We start from the raw sequence: 15,685 nt of genomic DNA on the forward strand, positions 1-15,685 counted from the left end.
CCCGATTGGCCGTCTGAACCGGCGTCCCTTTAGCCACTTGTCATAGCCAATGTATTAGTGTATTAAGCAAGCAATACACAGTGGAGGCGTTATGATGAAGAAACTTTTATTGCTTATTCCTTTCCTTGCTCTTTCGGCCTGTGAAGGGTCTATAGCCGAAGCGGTTGGCAATGCCGGAAACAGCAGCTTTACCGATGGCACTCCATTGGGTTCCGCTGAAGTCAATCCGGGAAAATTTGAAGGTGTAACGCTTGCAGGACCGGATAATATTATCTTCACCACCGGACCGGAATATACAATCCGGGCGGAGGGGGACGCCGATACATTGGAACAATTGCGTTACAAAATCACCGGCGGAGAAATCAAGGTCGGGCGCGAAAATGATGACTTGTGGTCCAGCACATCTTCCACTGCGATAATCTATATCAGCGCGCCTTCGCTAAACAGCATCAAGCTGGCAGGATCAGGCGATATTGAAGCAGACAAAATGAGCGGCGACGATACTGCCTTGATCGTTGCTGGCTCCGGCAACATCACAGTTGCCGATCTGCAAACCCCGTCACTCGACAGCAAAGTCGCCGGTTCGGGTGACATATCTGTTGCTGGCACCGCGCAAACCACCAAAATCTCGATCGCCGGTTCAGGAGACATCAACGGCAAAGCACTGACCACCGAAGATGCAACCATCAAAATCGCCGGTAGCGGCAATATCAGCCTGTCATCGGACGGCGCAGTGGAAGCCAAAATCATCGGTTCGGGCGATGTTCGGATTTATGGCGACGCCACCTGCAAAACCAAAGCCATGGGATCGGGCGAGGTAACATGTGGATAGCCTCTGGCGTGGGGTTGTAACGCTTAATCCTTGATTTCGCTTCCCTATATGATTTGTCTTCTGCTAGCCTGGCGCAAAATAACAAGAGGTGGGGATCATGGGAAAGCATCACGGATACCGGATCAGGGAGATGGCTCATGCCTAATCTCTGGGAGAAACATGTCGTTCCGCGACTGATAAAATTTACCTGTTCGCAACCAGCGGTGATGAAGGACCGCAGCAAGATAGTCCCCAAAGCGCAGGGCCATGTGCTCGAACTGGGCTGTGGCGGCGGGATCAACCTGCAATTTTATGACCGGGAAAAAGTGACCAAGCTGACCGGCATTGACCCTTCGGCCGAGCTGCTGGATTATACCCGCAAGGAAGCCGCAAATCTGGGTTTCGACATGGATATATTGGACGGCGTCGGGGAAGCCATGCCCTTTGCCGACAACAGCTTTGATACATTATTAACCACCTTTACCCTTTGTTCAGTGCAAGATGGTAAACAGGTTTTGAAAGAAATGCGGCGGGTGTTGAAGCCGGGCGGAAAAATCCTGTTTCTGGAACATGGCCGTGCCCCTGATGAAGGGCCGGAAAAGTGGCAACGGCGGATTGAACCTATGTGGAAGCATATTGCCGGAGGTTGTCACCTGCACCGCCCCGTCGCTAGCCTGTTTACCAAAGAGGGCTTCGCCTTGCAGGATAATCACGGCCATTATACCCCCAAAACGCCCCGCTGGCTCGGCTGGATGGAATATGGAGAGGCGCGGCCTTTATGAAAAAACTGTTCAGCTTGTTGGGTATTTTGGTCGCTATTGCGCTGATCCAGATGTCACCGGCGCACGCGGCGGAGCGCACCTTTCTGATCTCGAGTTTTGAAGATGTCCGCATTATCGGCAGCGTCAATGTTACTATCACAACAGATCGCGGTGTATCGGCCAGTGCAGAAGCCGCAAACCGGGAGATATTGGACCGTGTCTCCTTACGCAAAAGCGGTAGCCAGCTGATTATATCTGTCAAACCCCGCACCGATAAAAACAGCCGCTATTCCACCGATGAGCCGGTCAGTGTCCGCTTAAGCAGCCATGTGGTAAAATCTATTACCCATTCCGGTTCCGGCGCGGTTTCACTCGACAAGCTGGGGGGCCGTGATGCACGCGTGCGGCTAGGCGGATTTGGTGTTTTGACGATTGATGATGTCGATAGTGATACGCTCACCATCACGATGAACGGCGGGGGACAGCTTGTCATGGCGGGTCAGGCGAACAAGGGCCGGATTACCTTGCTTGGCTCCAGCATATTTGACGGCTCCGCTTTGACGCTGGATACTCTTGACCTCATCCAGCGCGGACCGGCGAGCAGCCATGTTTTTGTGAAAAGGGAAGCCAATATTTCCAATAGCGGCACTGGCATTATCCAGATTGACGGCAAGCCCGATTGCAGCGTCCAGACCGGCGGAGCGGCGCAGATCACCTGCGACTCCAAGCGGTAAAGCGGAGCGAGAGTTTAGTGCACTGTCCCGAACGAATGGTCGATAAATAGCACCCCGCAGATACGCTCGACCTGTCGCCATTTGCAGTAATGCAGGTGATTGCCCAACGCGCGGCTTTTATCCGCTCGAATCGAAGCCTCCAGTCCGGCCTCTGTGCCAAAATTCCGGATTAGCTGCTCGGCTTCAGAAAAATCGGTGGAGTCTATAAATACGGGTGGTTGCAAAACAGGCTCCTGTGCTGAAAACCGGACCTTTGAGGGCCGCTGCATAGAGGGTTCAATACAGCGACAGGAATGATAATTTTGTCAAAAGCGATGGTGAATAAAACTTAACTTTTTTAATCAAAAGGCTGTTCCGGCAAGGCGCATTAGGGCATGGGACTATTTGGGGAGACAATTTGGAGGAGGCAATCTGAGGGTCAATCTGCGAGTAATCCGGATAGGAACCGTTAACGGGAATGAATATGACGAACAATCAGCAACCAAATGGCAGCTCTACCAAAAATGCAGGCGGATTTTTCCTTGCAGCAGGTTGTATTATCGGAACTATCGGTGGCGGATTATTGGGGCAGCCGACGATCGGATTGCTCAGCGGATTGGCAGCTGGCGGCCTGATAGCTCTCGCAATCTGGTATTTTGACCGCTGAAAATTCATTCCGCCCGGGCCGCTTTATGGTTTGCGAACCACCAGATTATGGATGGTAAAACCATAGCCTCCTACAGTGCGCGCTTGTCATCCGCCCCGCCCGCATCTATTATTAATATATGCTGAAACATATTCGCAATATAACGATATTGATTATCGTCATCGCTATTGGCGCAGGATATTATTTTACCCGCGGTGATACAGCCCGTTTGCCCTTAGAGGCAACCACCGGTGTCCAGCCGACAATCACTGACGTCAGGAAAGAAAACTTCCCGACGATCAATGTGGCAGAGGCCGAACCGTGGAACACCGGCGAAGGACCAGTGGCAGCAGATGGCCTGATGGTGGAACGCTTTGCCGAGGGGCTGGACCATCCGCGCAGCATGTACCGCTTGCCCAATGGCGATATATTGGTTGCCGAAACCAACAGTCCGCCACGCGATAATAAAGGCATTGAAGGCTGGATCATGCGTAACCTGATGAACAAGGCGGGTGCGGGCACGCCATCAGCCAACCGGATCAGCTTGCTGCGCGACAATGACGGCGATGGCACAGTCGATGAAAAATTTGCATTTCTGGAAAATCTGAACTCTCCGTTCGGCATGGCGCTGGTCGAGGACACTCTATATGTCGCCAATACCGACGCGGTTCTGGCATTCCCATATGTCGAGGGTGATACAAAGATTACCGCAGAGGGACGCAAGGTTGCCAACCTCAATGCTATGGCACCCAATAATCACTGGACCCGCAATCTTATCGCCAGTCCGGACGGCAAATATCTGTTTGTCGCCGTCGGGTCGAACAGCAACATCGCCGAACATGGAATGGACAAGGAAAAAGAACGGGCCGCCGTTCTGCGCGTGGAATTGGCGACCAACGAAAAAATGGTCTTTTCCGATGGCCTGCGAAATCCTGTCGGCCTGGCTTATGAGCCGGTTTCCGGCAAACTCTGGACGGTTGTTAACGAACGCGACATGCTGGGCAGCGACATGGTGCCGGATTATCTGACCGAAGTGGTTTTTGGTTCGCATTATGGCTGGCCATGGCACTTCTGGCGCGGGCATGTCGATCCGCGGGTGGAGCCGAAAAATCTGGATCACCGCCAATATGAACGCCGTCCCGATTATGCCCTTGGCGCCCATGTCGCGCCTTTGGGTCTGGCTTTCTCCCATGGACAGGCGTTAGGCGCACCTTTTGACAGCGGCGCTGTCATTGCCCGGCACGGATCATGGAATCGCAAGCCATTATCGGGATATGATGTCGTCTATGTCGATTTCGATGAAAAAGGAAAACCACAGGGCAAACCCAAAACCATATTGGAGGGGTTTGTCGATAAAGATAAAAATGCCCGCGGTCGTCCGACCATGGTCACATTCGACCAGACCGGCGCGCTGCTGGTCAGTGATGATGTCGGCGGTATCATCTGGCGGGTATCAAAAGCTGGATCGGGAAAGTCCGAAGCGAAAGAATAAAGCCTATATACCGCTTTCCTACAATCATGTTGCTGTGGTAATTTGCACGGCAAGTTACAGAGTTATTTGCATGAGGGCTCTTTCTCAGTTTTGAATAGTTTTGCGCTGTCGGCCTATGGGGTCGAGGGGGTACTGTCGAGGCGTGTGATTTGTGTGAACTTTGGCGCAAGAAAGCCACGCCTAAGCCAGAGATTTTCCCGCGCGTCCGGCAAGCTCAACCACATATTGCCATGCCGTTCTGCCGGACCGGCTGCCACGCTGCTGCGCCCATAAAAGCGCGTCTTCGCTTTCGAAACTCAGGCCATAGGCATCTGCGTAACGGGCTATCATCGCCAGATAATCCTCTTGCGACGCCACGTGGAAACCCATTCGCAAGCCAAAACGGTCAGACAGGGCCAGCTTGTCATCAAGCACATCACGCGGATTTACCGGATCATCCTGTTCCGCCATTTGCCGCGGTACGATATGCCGCCGGTTCGATGTCACATAGAGCCGCACATTGGCAGGACGCTGCGCTGCGCCGCCCTCAAGCATGGAACGCAGCAAACGCGGAGCGGCGCTGTCTTCCTCAAAGCCGATATCGTCGATGAACAGGATGAACGGCCTCCCTTTTTGTTCTGGCCCTGTTTTGCCTAATATCGCAAATAGTTCGGGCAGGCTTTCGAGCATATCCGCTCCGGCCTCTACCATCGCAAGATCGGCTCCGTCCTGTTGCAATACCCGCACGACCGATTTGACCAAAGCGGATTTCCCCATGCCGCGCGCGCCCCACAGCATGACATCATGTGCAGCAAAACCATTGGCCAGACGTCTGCTATTTTCGAGAAGACGGGCTTTCTGGTCATCAATTCCGCTCAGCATATCGAGCGGGAGCGGCGCGAAATTTTCGATGCTCTGCATGGCTTTGCCAGTCCAGTGAAAGGCCGGTCCGCTGCTTAAATCCGCGGAAGGCGCCGGAACCGGGGACAGCCGCTCCAAAGCATCGGCAATCCGGTGCAGAGCGACGGTTCCTGAATCCCGGTCTTCCGCTTTTGCCATATCAGGCGACCAGCCCGTCATTGTCGATATCATATAGTATATCCGCTCCGCCCATCGCTGCGGCTTTCAGGCCCAAGGCTTCGGGAACCAGATGATCGAGATAATAGCGCGTTGTCACCAGCTTCGCTTTAAGAAATGGATCATTCCCGCCAGCCAGTTCTTCTGTGGCAATCCGATGCTGTTTTTTCATCAACATGCCGCAAGTCGCCGTCGCCAGCATCGTCATGAACGGATAGCTTCCGGCCAGCCGGTCATCAATCGACGCATCACCCATCCATTTGGCCACATTCTCAGCCGCCATCGCCAATGCCATCAGCGCGTCGTCATCTTTCGCCTCTGCCTTTATATCGGTGATCAGCGCCGTCATCGCATCGCCGCCGTCAAGGCCAAGTTTCCGGCCGACCAGATCAGCGGCCTGAATACCGTTTGTGCCTTCATAAATCGGGGCAATGCGGGCATCGCGGAAATGTTGGGCCGCGCCGGTTTCCTCGATAAAGCCCATACCGCCATGCACTTGTAAGCCGATGGACGCGACTTCATTGCCGATATCGGTGCCATAGCCTTTGATGAGCGGTGTCAGAATTTCCGCCCGCGCTTTAGCACCTTCCAGCCCCAATGTCGCACCGTCCACATGGGATGTCGCATAATAAAGCAGGGCGCGCGCAGCTTGCGTCAACGCCTTGCTACGCAAAATCATCCGGCGGACATCGGGATGCTCGATAATCACAACCGGCTGTTTGCTCCCGCTTCCCGCGCGCGCCGATTGCACTCGGTCGGTGGCATATTGGATAGCAAGCTGCGTGGCGCGTTCGGCAATCTGCACGCCTTGCGATCCGACGTTGATGCGGGCGTTGTTCATCATCGTAAACATGGCTTTCATGCCGCCAAATTCACCGCCGATCATCTCGCCAATACATTCGTCATTTTCACCATAGGCCATGACACAGGTCGGAGAGGCGTGAATTCCCAGCTTATGTTCAATCGAAACGCAGGTAACATCATTCGCCGTTGCCGGAGCGCCATCCGCATCCAGATGATATTTGGGGACAATGAACAAAGATATGCCCCGTGTCCCTTCGGGTGCGCCGGGTGTGCGGGCCAATACCAGATGGATGATATTGTCGGTCAGATCATGTTCGCCAAAGGTGATGAATATCTTTTGGCCCTTGATCTTATATTTGCCGGCATGTTCGCCGTCCGTAATCGGCTCTGCCGTCGCGCGCAGGGCGCCGACATCGGACCCCGCCTGTGGTTCGGTCAGGTTCATGGTGCCGGTCCATTCGCCCGATACCATTTTGGGCAGATAGGCCGCTTTCTGCTCATCGCTGCCATGGGCATGGATTGCCTCAACCGCCCCAAAACTTAACATCGGGCATAGGGTGAAAGCAAAGTTCGCCGCGCCGCATGTTTCAAGAATCAGCGCCGACAAGGAGTAGGGCAATCCCTGACCACCAAATTCTTCCGGACCGTCAATCGACGCCCATCCCCCCTCGACAAAGCGGGCATAGGCCTCCTTGAAGCCAGCGGGCATGGTCACGGTGCCGTCATTCCATTTGGCACCAACAGTATCGCCGATACGGTTTATCGGCGCAAATTCTCCGGCTGCAAACTGGCCAATGCCTTCAACGATAGCCTCGACCATATCGTCGCTTGCACCGGCAAAACGCTCATGCTCGGCGAGAGCGCCGACATTGGCGATATGTTTCAGGACGAAATTCTGTTCTCTGCTGGGCGCTGTAAAGCTCATAATCAATCTATCCGCTATTGCTTGAAATCTCGCTGCGCTATAGCGCCCTATTATGTCAGGCTCAAATGATCATATCGACGATAGCGCGCGACGTTACGGAAATGACGTAACAGGGGAGGCAAAGGCAGCTGCAATTGCCGCTGCTGCCCGGCGATTGCAGTCCGGGAAGCTGGTCGCTGTGCCGACCGAAACCGTTTACGGGCTGGCTGCTGATTCTACCAATGCCGATGCGATTGCCAATATCTACCGCACAAAAGGCCGCCCGGATTTTAACCCGCTCATTGTTCATGTCCCGCATTTGGTTGCTGCGCGTAAACTGGGGGTATTTAATCAGCTTGCAGCCAGATTGGCAGAATGCTTCTGGCCCGGCCCGCTGACGATAGTCGTCCCGAAAACACCGGATTGCCCGGTAGCACCAGCCGTGACTGCTGGCCTTGATAGCATCGCTTTGCGCTGTCCCGCTCATCTGTTGATGCAGGAATTGCTCAAGGTTTCCGGACTTTTCCTTGCCGCGCCATCGGCCAACAAAAGCGGAGGGATCAGCCCGACCATCGCCGCTCATGTGACACGCAGTCTGGGCAACGATGCCCCGATGATATTGGACGGCGGGCCATGCCATAACGGTGTTGAGTCGACGATCGTCGCAGTCAGGGGCAATGTATGTCAAATCCTTCGCCCCGGTCCGGTAACACGGGAGGAACTGGAAACCGCTCTGGGCAAGGCCGTGGTCATCACTGACAGCAAGAATGTCGCTGGCGATAAGAAAATTGAGTCACCGGGGCAGCTATCAAGCCATTACGCTCCCGCCAAACCTGTTCGCCTTAATGCCGTTAATGTAGCGACGCACGAATATCATATCGGTTTCGGCACGATAAATGGCCATTATAATCTTTCCGCCGACAGTGATCTTGCCGAAGCGGCCAGCAGGCTATTCGCCGCAATGCACCTGGCAGATAACAGCTCTTTATCATGTATCGCAGTAGCCCCTGTTCCCGACAAGGGTATAGGCACAGCCATTAACGACCGGTTGACCCGCGCCGCCAGTTGATAAGTTGCAAAGGAGCAACCGATTCAGATCATTTGGTTGCGATATGCAATTTTATATTGGTCCCGGCGGATTCACGACTTATGAGAGGGATGGGAGGGCTGGAATAACCATAATGTCGGGGCGCAATATTCATTTTCCGGATAATAGATTTCTGACGTTTTTTTCTGCTGCCCTGTTGTTTGGATGCAGCGCAACCGACGCAGAAGAAAGCCCGCAAAACCGCGCCCCTGTTCCCGCAGCGACAACTATTGTCCAATCTGCCAACCAGAATGAAGTCATTACCGCCGCTGGCACGGTGCGTTTGCGCCGGGAAACGGAATTGGGGTTCACCACGTCGGGACAGGTCGCCTCTGTTGCATATGAAGAAGGGGACCGGGTTAATCAGGGGGCTATTCTGGCCGCTCTGGACAAAAGCACAGTGTCTGCCGAGCTGGAATCGGCGCGGGCCGAACTTGACAGAACAAAAGCAGAATTTGAACGGATACAATCGCTATATACCGATGGATGGGTCACCAAGGCGCGCCTGGAGCAAGCCGAGGCGGCGACACGTTCCGCGCAGGCCCGTGTCAATGCTAGCGGCTTTGCGAGCAGGACCGCGCGAATACGAGCGCCCGGCAATGGCATCATATTAAACAGAAATATTGATGCGGGGCAGATAGTATCCGCCGGACAAACGGTGATGGTTATCGGAGAATTGGATCAGGGGTTTGTTCTGAAAGTGCCCTTGACCGATATCGATGCCGCCCGTGTACGCGTGGGGATGCGCGCAAAAGTGTCGGTTCCGGCAGTATCGAGCGAGCCGATTGACGCGGTGGTGAGCGAAAAAGATGGCCGGGCAGACGCGCGGACCGGGACTTTCGAAGTCAGCTTTCGCCTACCGGCCAACAACAAGCTGCGCTCGGGCCAGCTTGGAAGTGTAGATATCGCTGTATCCCGCAGCAATGACGGCTCCGTTACCATTCCCGCTACTGCGATATTTGGCGTAAGATCCGGTGAAGGGCTGGTATTCGTAGTCGATAAGGACAAGCGCGTGAAGCGACGTAACATTGTGATCGGCAAACTCACCGATGACAATCTGGAAATTACATCGGGCCTGAAAGATGGCGATGTCATTGTTTCCCGCGGGGTGGAAAAATTGCGCGATGGTGATCGTATCAAACCGGTCCGGCCAGCTAAATGACGGAAAAAGTGAGAGCGATCACCATTCGCGGGACTGCCCTGTAGGATGCTTGCTGAGTTTTTCATAAAACGCTGGCAGCTAACCTTAGTGATGTTCCTGTTGCTAACCGTCATGGGAATCAGCGCGCTTTTGAACATCACCCGTGCGGTGGACCCCCATTTCCCCATCCCGGTCGTCAATATCATTGCGGTACAACCGGGTGCGGATGCCCAGGATATGGAAGAGACTGTCGCCAAGCCCATCGAAGAGGTGGTTCAGGGGCTGGATGATGTCATCGAGGTAGAATCGACCAGCACCGATGGCGGCACGATGATCAATGTCGAATTCAGCAATTGGTCGGGCAATGTCGATGGTTATTTTGATGATGTTGTGCGGGAAGTATCGGCCATTCGCGATCAGCTACCTAGCAATCTGCAACGGCTAGAGTTCCTGAAAGTCCGCACAACGGAAGCAGCCGTCGTGCAGCTTGCGCTGGTCAGCGAGAATGCGTCCTGGCGACGAATGGAAAAATATGCGGATGATCTGGCTGATAATCTTACGCGCTATCGCGGCGTCCGCGAGACCAAGATATTCGGCCTGCCCCAGCCAGAGGTTAGCATCGCGATCAACCCGGCACGCCTGTCGGAACTGAAAGTACCCGCAAGCGCAGTTGCCGATGCCGTGCGGCAAGGGGGCGTGGAATTGCCGGGCGGCGCGGTGCAAAGTGGTGGCCGCCGGTTGAATGTCGAGGCCGGCGGCGCGTTCCGCGACCTTGAGGATATAAAACGTCTGCCGCTTCGCGCATCTGATGGGACATTATTGACGGTTGCCGATGTTGCCGATGTGCAATGGGGCGCAGAGGAACAGATTTACCGGACGCGGCACAATGGCAAGCGGGCAATTTTCATTACCGCTACGCAAAAAGACGGTGTGGACGTCACCCGGCTCAAGGCACAGCTGGACATAGAATTGCAGAACCAGCGCGAAATATTACCTCCCGATATCCAGTTGATTGAACAATTTGACCAAAGCCGCGATGTTAAAAGACGCCTCAGTGAACTGAGCCGTGACTTTTCTATAGCGATTGGATTGGTGATATTTACCCTGCTACCTCTGGGCCCGCGTGCCTCTGGCATCGTCATGATATCCATCCCGCTCTCTTTGGCTTCGGGAATGCTGGTAATATACGCGCTGGGCTATAACCTTAACCAGCTTGCCATTGCCGGGTTCATTGTCTCGCTGGGGCTGCTGGTTGATGACAGCATCGTCGTGACCGAAAATATTGCCCGTCATTTGCGTATGGGAAAAAGCCGGGTGCGGGCAGCTATTGATGCCAGTCTGGAAATCCGCGCCGCCGTGATCGGCTCCACTCTGGTATTGATCTTCGCTTTTGCGCCATTGCTGTTTTTACCCGGCGGAGCAGGAGCTTATACCCAGTCCTTTTTCGTCACGATCATGGCAACCGTGGCCGCTTCTTTGATCATTTCGCTCTCCCTGATCCCTTTTCTAGCCAGCAGGATATTGCGCCGTGACGAAGATCCTCAGGGGAATGCCGCGCTACAATGGATAAATGACAAAATACAGACATTCTACCGGCCATTACTCCACAGGGCGCTGACCGCGCCGTGGAAAACCGTTGGTATTGCGATGACTCTTTGTGTGTCCGCTTTCGCGCTGGTTCCGGCTATGGGCTTTACCCTGTTTCCTTTTGCCGACGCGCCCTATTTCCGGGTTTCCATAGAAACCGAGCAAGGCAGCAGTCTTGATCAGACCGATATTGCAGTCAAACAAGTTGCCAAAATATTGGAAGGCGAACCAAACATAAAGGTTCGTGCAGAAAATGTCGGCAATGGCAATCCGCAGGTATTCTATAATATCGGTCCGCGTGCGGAACGCACCAATTATGGCGAGGTGCTGGCCGTTCTGGATCATTGGGATGCACAGGAAGGCGCGGAACTGGTCGGGCGGTTAAGGCCGAAGCTTGACCAGATTGCGGGCGCGCGGGTCAAACTGGAGCTTTTCATGAACGGCGCGCCGGTAGAAGCACCTATCGTCATACGCATCACCGGCCCCGAACTGGATATATTGAAAGACCTGGCCCGGCAGGTCGAGAATATATTGCGCGAAACCAAAGGCGCGCGGGATGTTAATAATCCGATTGCCACCGATAAAATCGATCTTGATATCGGGCTTGATGAACGCAAAGCAGCTTTACTGAATATCCCGCCTGGCGAAACGCGCCGCGCTATCCGGCTGGCATTAAGCGGAGAGCGTTCGGGAACCTTCCGCGATTCAGAAGGAGATAATTATCCCGTTACGGTCCGCTTGCCGTTAAATGGAACACAGCCGGTGTCGGCACTGGATGATATTTATCTGGCAACACGTAGCGGCGATCCGGTGGCTTTGTCGCAGGTCAGCAATCCGGAACTGATCAATGTAACACCGCAAATTCAGCGCTATCAATTACAGCGCTCTGTTTCAGTAACCGCGCAGGTGGATTATGGCGGCGTCCCTGCGAACGTCACCGACAGCGCAGTGGAAAAAGTCCGCAAGCTGGACTTTCCCGATGGATATGATTTTTCAATCGGCGGGGAAAGTGAAGCGATTGGTGATACATTTGGTGATTTCGGCCCGATTATAGTTGCCGCATTATTATTGATTTTTGCCGTTCTGGTTGCCGAGTTCCGTCGGTTTCGGGAAACAATTGTTGTCGCAGGTGTCATTCCGCTGGGAACATTTGGCGGTATAGTTGCTCTATATGTTACGGGCAACAGCATGGGTTTCATGGCGATAATCGGGTTTATCGCGTTGATCGGGATCGAAATTAAAAATTCTATCCTGCTGGTTGATTTCACCGCCCAGCTACGCAAACGCGGAATGCCGCTGCGCGAGGCGATCGAGGAAGCGGGCGAAGTGCGCTTCCTGCCCGTTCTACTGACGTCCGTGACCGCGATTGGCGGGTTGCTGCCCTTGGCGCTGCTCGGCGGGGCGCTCTATGCGCCAGTAGCGATCATCATCATTGGTGGCCTGATCAGTTCGACCTTGCTTTCGCGCATTGTTACTCCGGCTATGTATTGGCTGATTGCACGGCGTGAAGCCGATAAGGAAGATGCCGGGGAAAATGGCAGCCCCTCCCCCGATCAGATAGCACCGGCCTAGCTGCGGCTACTCATGGCAATTGGCGCTTTCCTACAAGACCGGCATTATGATAACAGATTGTGAATAGTCACCTGCTTGGAAAACGCGGCCTCGTGGACTTGCCAATCCGTAACCGAGGCTCGATTTATTTTTTCGAGAATGTGGCAGAAGGAAAAGCCTGCTTGGTGTGAACTTAGTGAACTTAAGGAAGCCGTGAAAAGTTGAGCGCTTGACTTGTAATTAGCCGTAACTTTTATTCCCGAAGGATATACTTATCTAAAAAGCATAGTTACCCAAAACTTCCCAACGGCAATAATCGCCAAAGGAGATTACCATGACTACTCAGGAAGCAATTTTCGCAGGCGGCTGTTTCTGGTGCACCGAAGCGGTGTTTAACGATATTGTCGGGGTCCAGAGTGTTGAAAGCGGTTATATCGGCGGGAGCAGTGCCAATCCCACTTATCGGCAGGTCTGTTCCGGCACGACCGGCCATGCAGAGGCTATTAAAATTGCCTTTGATCCCGATGTTGTCAGCTATGATGATCTGCTCGATATTTTCTTTGCTACCCATGATCCGACCCAGCTCAATCGTCAGGGCAATGACATTGGAACGCAATATCGCTCCGCTATCTTTCCCTTGAATGACGACCAGCGCACTGCGGCGCAGGCCGGCATAGAACGAGCCGGTGCAGACAGGTCAGAACCGATTGTTACCACCATAGAAGGGCCAGCAACATGGTATGTTGCTGAAGATTATCACCAGCAATATTGGGCCGATGAGGGGCGCAGCAATCCCTATTGCATTGCAAGCATTCCACCAAAACTGCAAAAGCTGAGAACACGCTTTGCGGATAAGTTAAAGGATTAAGCCGATTTCCCATAAACCGATCAAGAAAGCCGTTTTTCCGGTAGCGGGCATGGGCACACGTTTCCTGCCCGCAACCAAAGTAATGCCCAAAGAGCTGTTCCCCGTCGTTGACCGGCCATTATTGCAATATGCTGTTGATGAAGCATTGGAAGCGGGGATCGAACAGATGATTTTCGTCAATGGCCGCGGCAAGGGAATGATCGAGGATCATTTTGATATCGCTTATGAGCTCGAACGGACCATGGCAGACCGCGGCAAGGATTTGTCCAGTCTGAACGATAGCCGTCTGCCGCCCGGTAACAGCATATTCGTAAGGCAACAGGAACCACTGGGGCTGGGGCACGCGATCTGGTGCGCGAGGGATATAATCGGGGATGAACCTTTTGCTATCTTCCTACCCGATGAATTCATGGTCGGTAGCCCCGGCTGTATGAAACAGATGGTCACGGCCTATGAAAAACTGGGCGGTAATATTGTCTGTGCGCTGGAAATCCCGATGGAAGATACCCCGTCCTATGGCGTGATTGATCCGGGTTATCGCGATGGCCCGATTACGCAAGTTAAAGGACTGGTTGAAAAACCGAAGGCTGGAACCGCGCCGTCCAACCTGATTTTGCCTGGTCGCTATATCCTTCAGCCAGAGGTTATGCGGATATTGGAAACGCAGGAAGCAGGCGCAGGGGGCGAAATACAGCTAACCGATGCCATGGCACAGATGATCGGGAAACAGCCTTTCCACGGCATGACATTCGACGGACAGCGTTATGATTGCGGCTCAAAGACCGGATATGTTGCGGCCAATCTGGCATTGGCGCTGGCGCACCCTGAAATTGGCGGGGATATTCGTTCAATTGCCGAGAAATTACTGGCTAAATCTAACAGTTGATCGGTGGTTTTATATTCAGCCCTTCTTAATTCGCAAAAGCGCAGATCATTGCCATAGGAGAATATCATGCGCCTATCGTCTATTCTCGCAGCGACCGCGACTATCAGCTTGCTGGGCGGTTGCGTAGCCAGCAAAGTCGTTACAGCTCCGTTCAGGGTCGCTGGCACAGCGGTTGAAACGGCCGTTGACGCTACAACCCAGAGCCAGTCCGAAAAAGAGGAGGATCTGGGCCGCCGTATTTTGGCCGAGCGCAAACAGGAACGCAAAGCCTGTCTCAAACGCGCCGAAAACAAGGCAGAACGCAAGCAGTGTAAAAAAAACCTATAGCGATGATTAGACCCGTCTACGGACCTTCTACCATCAGCAACGGCGGGGCATATTGTTCAACGGTGTTCGGTATTTTGGCTATTTTGGCGATTTCTTCTTTAAATAAACCGACCCGTTTTTTCCAACGGTAGTGGGTCGATGCTGAAAATATCCCCTTGCCATGTTCCTTGCCATAGCGGGTCCAGAACCGGATCGCAGCTTGCGGATCATAACCGGCATTGGCCATCAACCAGACCGACAGCCGGTCAGCCTCTATCTCCGTAGCCTTGATCCGTCCTGCGCTTTTGCCAAACTGGCCGAAAAATCCGCGATTCACATCCTGCGAATCCAACCGCTCACGATGTTTAAGGAGATTGTGCGAAAGTTCATGCGCCGCAATGGCCGCCAGTTCGTCATCGCTTAAAACATATTCCGCCAATGCCGATGAAATACTTATTATTTTTCCGTCCGCAGACGCATTGCGGTCCTTACTCACCCGTATCTGAAACTGGCCGGGACAGGTTTGCGCCGCAGTCATTTCAATTTCCTGATGCAATCCCCCGCGCAGAAGGGATAATTTTATAGAGCCCTCTGCCGCTGCCTTTCGCAGCATCGCGTTAATTGCTGCAATACGCCGATATTCCGGCTGCTCCTTGGCTAATTTTTCTTCATCAATTTCAATATCTTCCACCGGCTGACCATTGATAGCAATTAAGCCGTCACCCGTTACCAACCCCGCTTTCGCAGCCGGACTGTCAGGCGCTATAGCATTCACGGCAAGCTCACTGAAAAAACCATGGGCGTGACGGGCCGTGGCGGTATCTCCATATTGCTTGAGGTCATGGAGCAAAATCCCGAGATTAGGCACGGTCTTTTTGCAATATTTCGCATTGGCCGCTGTCAACCTATAACCAACCATATGCATGTGCTGGTCAAGCCGCTGAAGGGCTTTATGCGCCAGCACCGCATGGTCAATCGTGCGCTCATCCGCTCTTGCCGGCAATGATTGCACAGTGATTAGCAAAGCCAGAACAGGAAATAAAAACCGCATCATCGCTATCTTTTACTCCAG

Annotated in this window: 15 protein-coding genes; 11 read left to right on the forward strand and 4 right to left on the reverse strand. The window is 53.5% G+C overall.

Features of this window, described 5'->3' with window-relative positions; genetic code table 11:
* Positions 1–91 precede the first annotated feature (91 nt).
* The 3 genes from AB1K62_RS13495 to AB1K62_RS13505 all read left to right on the forward strand — a co-directional run bounded on the left by AB1K62_RS13495 (position 92) and on the right by AB1K62_RS13505 (position 2,306).
* Entirely contained in the window at positions 92–832 is a 741-nt protein-coding gene (locus AB1K62_RS13495; protein ID WP_367004281.1) for a head GIN domain-containing protein, read from the forward strand.
* A gap of 137 nt (positions 833–969) precedes the next feature.
* Entirely contained in the window at positions 970–1,593 is a 624-nt protein-coding gene (locus AB1K62_RS13500; RefSeq protein WP_367004282.1) for a class I SAM-dependent methyltransferase, read from the forward strand.
* Entirely contained in the window at positions 1,590–2,306 is a 717-nt protein-coding gene (locus AB1K62_RS13505) for a DUF2807 domain-containing protein (RefSeq protein ID WP_367004283.1), read from the forward strand. Before AB1K62_RS13500 ends, AB1K62_RS13505 begins: the two co-directional genes overlap by 4 nt.
* Positions 2,307–2,320: 14 nt before the next feature.
* Here the strand turns inward: AB1K62_RS13505 and AB1K62_RS13510 are convergent, their stop codons facing one another.
* Positions 2,321–2,530, reverse strand: coding sequence for a hypothetical protein (locus tag AB1K62_RS13510; protein WP_367004285.1), 210 nt, complete (start codon positions 2,528–2,530; stop codon positions 2,321–2,323).
* Between the two features lie 239 nt (positions 2,531–2,769).
* Here AB1K62_RS13510 and AB1K62_RS13515 point away from each other — a divergent pair, with 239 nt between their 5' ends.
* Positions 2,770–2,952 carry a hypothetical protein gene (locus tag AB1K62_RS13515; protein WP_367004286.1) on the forward strand — a complete coding sequence of 61 codons (183 nt, stop codon included), beginning with the start codon at positions 2,770–2,772 and terminating at the stop codon, positions 2,950–2,952.
* Positions 2,953–3,070: 118 nt separating this feature from the next.
* On the forward strand, positions 3,071–4,423 hold the full coding sequence (locus AB1K62_RS13520; RefSeq protein WP_367004288.1) for a sorbosone dehydrogenase family protein: 1,353 nt from the start codon (positions 3,071–3,073) through the stop codon (positions 4,421–4,423).
* 180 nt (positions 4,424–4,603) lie between these two features.
* Here AB1K62_RS13520 and AB1K62_RS13525 read toward each other — a convergent pair whose 3' ends face one another.
* Positions 4,604–5,482: an ATP-binding protein gene (locus AB1K62_RS13525; protein ID WP_367004289.1), complete on the reverse strand. Its 879-nt coding sequence runs from the start codon at positions 5,480–5,482 to the stop codon at positions 4,604–4,606.
* Complete coding sequence (locus AB1K62_RS13530) at positions 5,463–7,208, reverse strand: acyl-CoA dehydrogenase (RefSeq protein ID WP_367004290.1); 1,746 nt, start codon at positions 7,206–7,208, stop codon at positions 5,463–5,465. The genes AB1K62_RS13525 and AB1K62_RS13530 overlap by 20 nt, the downstream gene beginning before the upstream one ends.
* Before the next feature lie 52 nt (positions 7,209–7,260).
* Between AB1K62_RS13530 and AB1K62_RS13535 the strand changes: the two genes are divergently transcribed.
* From AB1K62_RS13535 to AB1K62_RS13560, 6 genes are all read left to right on the forward strand, one after another.
* Positions 7,261–8,256 carry an L-threonylcarbamoyladenylate synthase gene (locus AB1K62_RS13535; protein ID WP_367004291.1) on the forward strand — a complete coding sequence of 332 codons (996 nt, stop codon included), beginning with the start codon at positions 7,261–7,263 and terminating at the stop codon, positions 8,254–8,256.
* Between the two features lie 112 nt (positions 8,257–8,368).
* A complete protein-coding gene (locus AB1K62_RS13540) occupies positions 8,369–9,436 on the forward strand; it encodes an efflux RND transporter periplasmic adaptor subunit (protein WP_367004293.1) in 1,068 nt (355 codons plus the stop codon).
* Positions 9,437–9,481: 45 nt separating this feature from the next.
* Complete coding sequence (locus AB1K62_RS13545; protein WP_367004294.1) at positions 9,482–12,574, forward strand: efflux RND transporter permease subunit; 3,093 nt, start codon at positions 9,482–9,484, stop codon at positions 12,572–12,574.
* 313 nt (positions 12,575–12,887) lie between these two features.
* Positions 12,888–13,421 carry a peptide-methionine (S)-S-oxide reductase MsrA gene (gene msrA, locus AB1K62_RS13550; protein WP_367004296.1) on the forward strand — a complete coding sequence of 178 codons (534 nt, stop codon included), beginning with the start codon at positions 12,888–12,890 and terminating at the stop codon, positions 13,419–13,421.
* Between the two features lie 4 nt (positions 13,422–13,425).
* Positions 13,426–14,307 (forward strand): UTP--glucose-1-phosphate uridylyltransferase, encoded by an 882-nt coding sequence (locus tag AB1K62_RS13555; protein ID WP_367004381.1) that lies wholly within the window; start codon positions 13,426–13,428, stop codon positions 14,305–14,307.
* Positions 14,308–14,373: 66 nt separating this feature from the next.
* The gene (locus tag AB1K62_RS13560) at positions 14,374–14,634 is read left to right on the forward strand and encodes a DUF6726 family protein (protein ID WP_367004298.1); all 261 of its coding nucleotides are present in this window, start codon (positions 14,374–14,376) and stop codon (positions 14,632–14,634) included.
* A 16-nt stretch (positions 14,635–14,650) separates the two neighbouring features.
* Here the strand turns inward: AB1K62_RS13560 and AB1K62_RS13565 are convergent, their stop codons facing one another.
* Entirely contained in the window at positions 14,651–15,667 is a 1,017-nt protein-coding gene (locus AB1K62_RS13565) for a M48 family metallopeptidase (protein WP_367004300.1), read from the reverse strand.
* Positions 15,668–15,685: the final 18 nt, after the last annotated feature.

The sequence above is a fragment of the Parasphingorhabdus sp. JC815 genome (genome assembly GCF_040717415.1).
Lineage (GTDB): Bacteria > Pseudomonadota > Alphaproteobacteria > Sphingomonadales > Sphingomonadaceae > Parasphingorhabdus.

Coding starts and splice junctions, on each gene's coding strand:
- msrA (WP_367004296.1), top strand. CDS start 12,888: ATGACTACTCAGGAAGCAATTTTCGCAGGCGGCTGTTTCTGGTGCACC.
- AB1K62_RS13535 (WP_367004291.1), top strand. CDS start 7,261: ATGTCAGGCTCAAATGATCATATCGACGATAGCGCGCGACGTTACGGA.
- AB1K62_RS13540 (WP_367004293.1), top strand. CDS start 8,369: ATGTCGGGGCGCAATATTCATTTTCCGGATAATAGATTTCTGACGTTT.
- AB1K62_RS13545 (WP_367004294.1), top strand. CDS start 9,482: ATGCTTGCTGAGTTTTTCATAAAACGCTGGCAGCTAACCTTAGTGATG.
- AB1K62_RS13565 (WP_367004300.1), bottom strand. CDS start 15,667: ATGATGCGGTTTTTATTTCCTGTTCTGGCTTTGCTAATCACTGTGCAA.
- AB1K62_RS13495 (WP_367004281.1), top strand. CDS start 92: ATGATGAAGAAACTTTTATTGCTTATTCCTTTCCTTGCTCTTTCGGCC.
- AB1K62_RS13530 (WP_367004290.1), bottom strand. CDS start 7,208: ATGAGCTTTACAGCGCCCAGCAGAGAACAGAATTTCGTCCTGAAACAT.
- AB1K62_RS13520 (WP_367004288.1), top strand. CDS start 3,071: ATGCTGAAACATATTCGCAATATAACGATATTGATTATCGTCATCGCT.
- AB1K62_RS13560 (WP_367004298.1), top strand. CDS start 14,374: ATGCGCCTATCGTCTATTCTCGCAGCGACCGCGACTATCAGCTTGCTG.
- AB1K62_RS13515 (WP_367004286.1), top strand. CDS start 2,770: ATGACGAACAATCAGCAACCAAATGGCAGCTCTACCAAAAATGCAGGC.
- AB1K62_RS13505 (WP_367004283.1), top strand. CDS start 1,590: ATGAAAAAACTGTTCAGCTTGTTGGGTATTTTGGTCGCTATTGCGCTG.
- AB1K62_RS13500 (WP_367004282.1), top strand. CDS start 970: ATGCCTAATCTCTGGGAGAAACATGTCGTTCCGCGACTGATAAAATTT.
- AB1K62_RS13525 (WP_367004289.1), bottom strand. CDS start 5,482: ATGACGGGCTGGTCGCCTGATATGGCAAAAGCGGAAGACCGGGATTCA.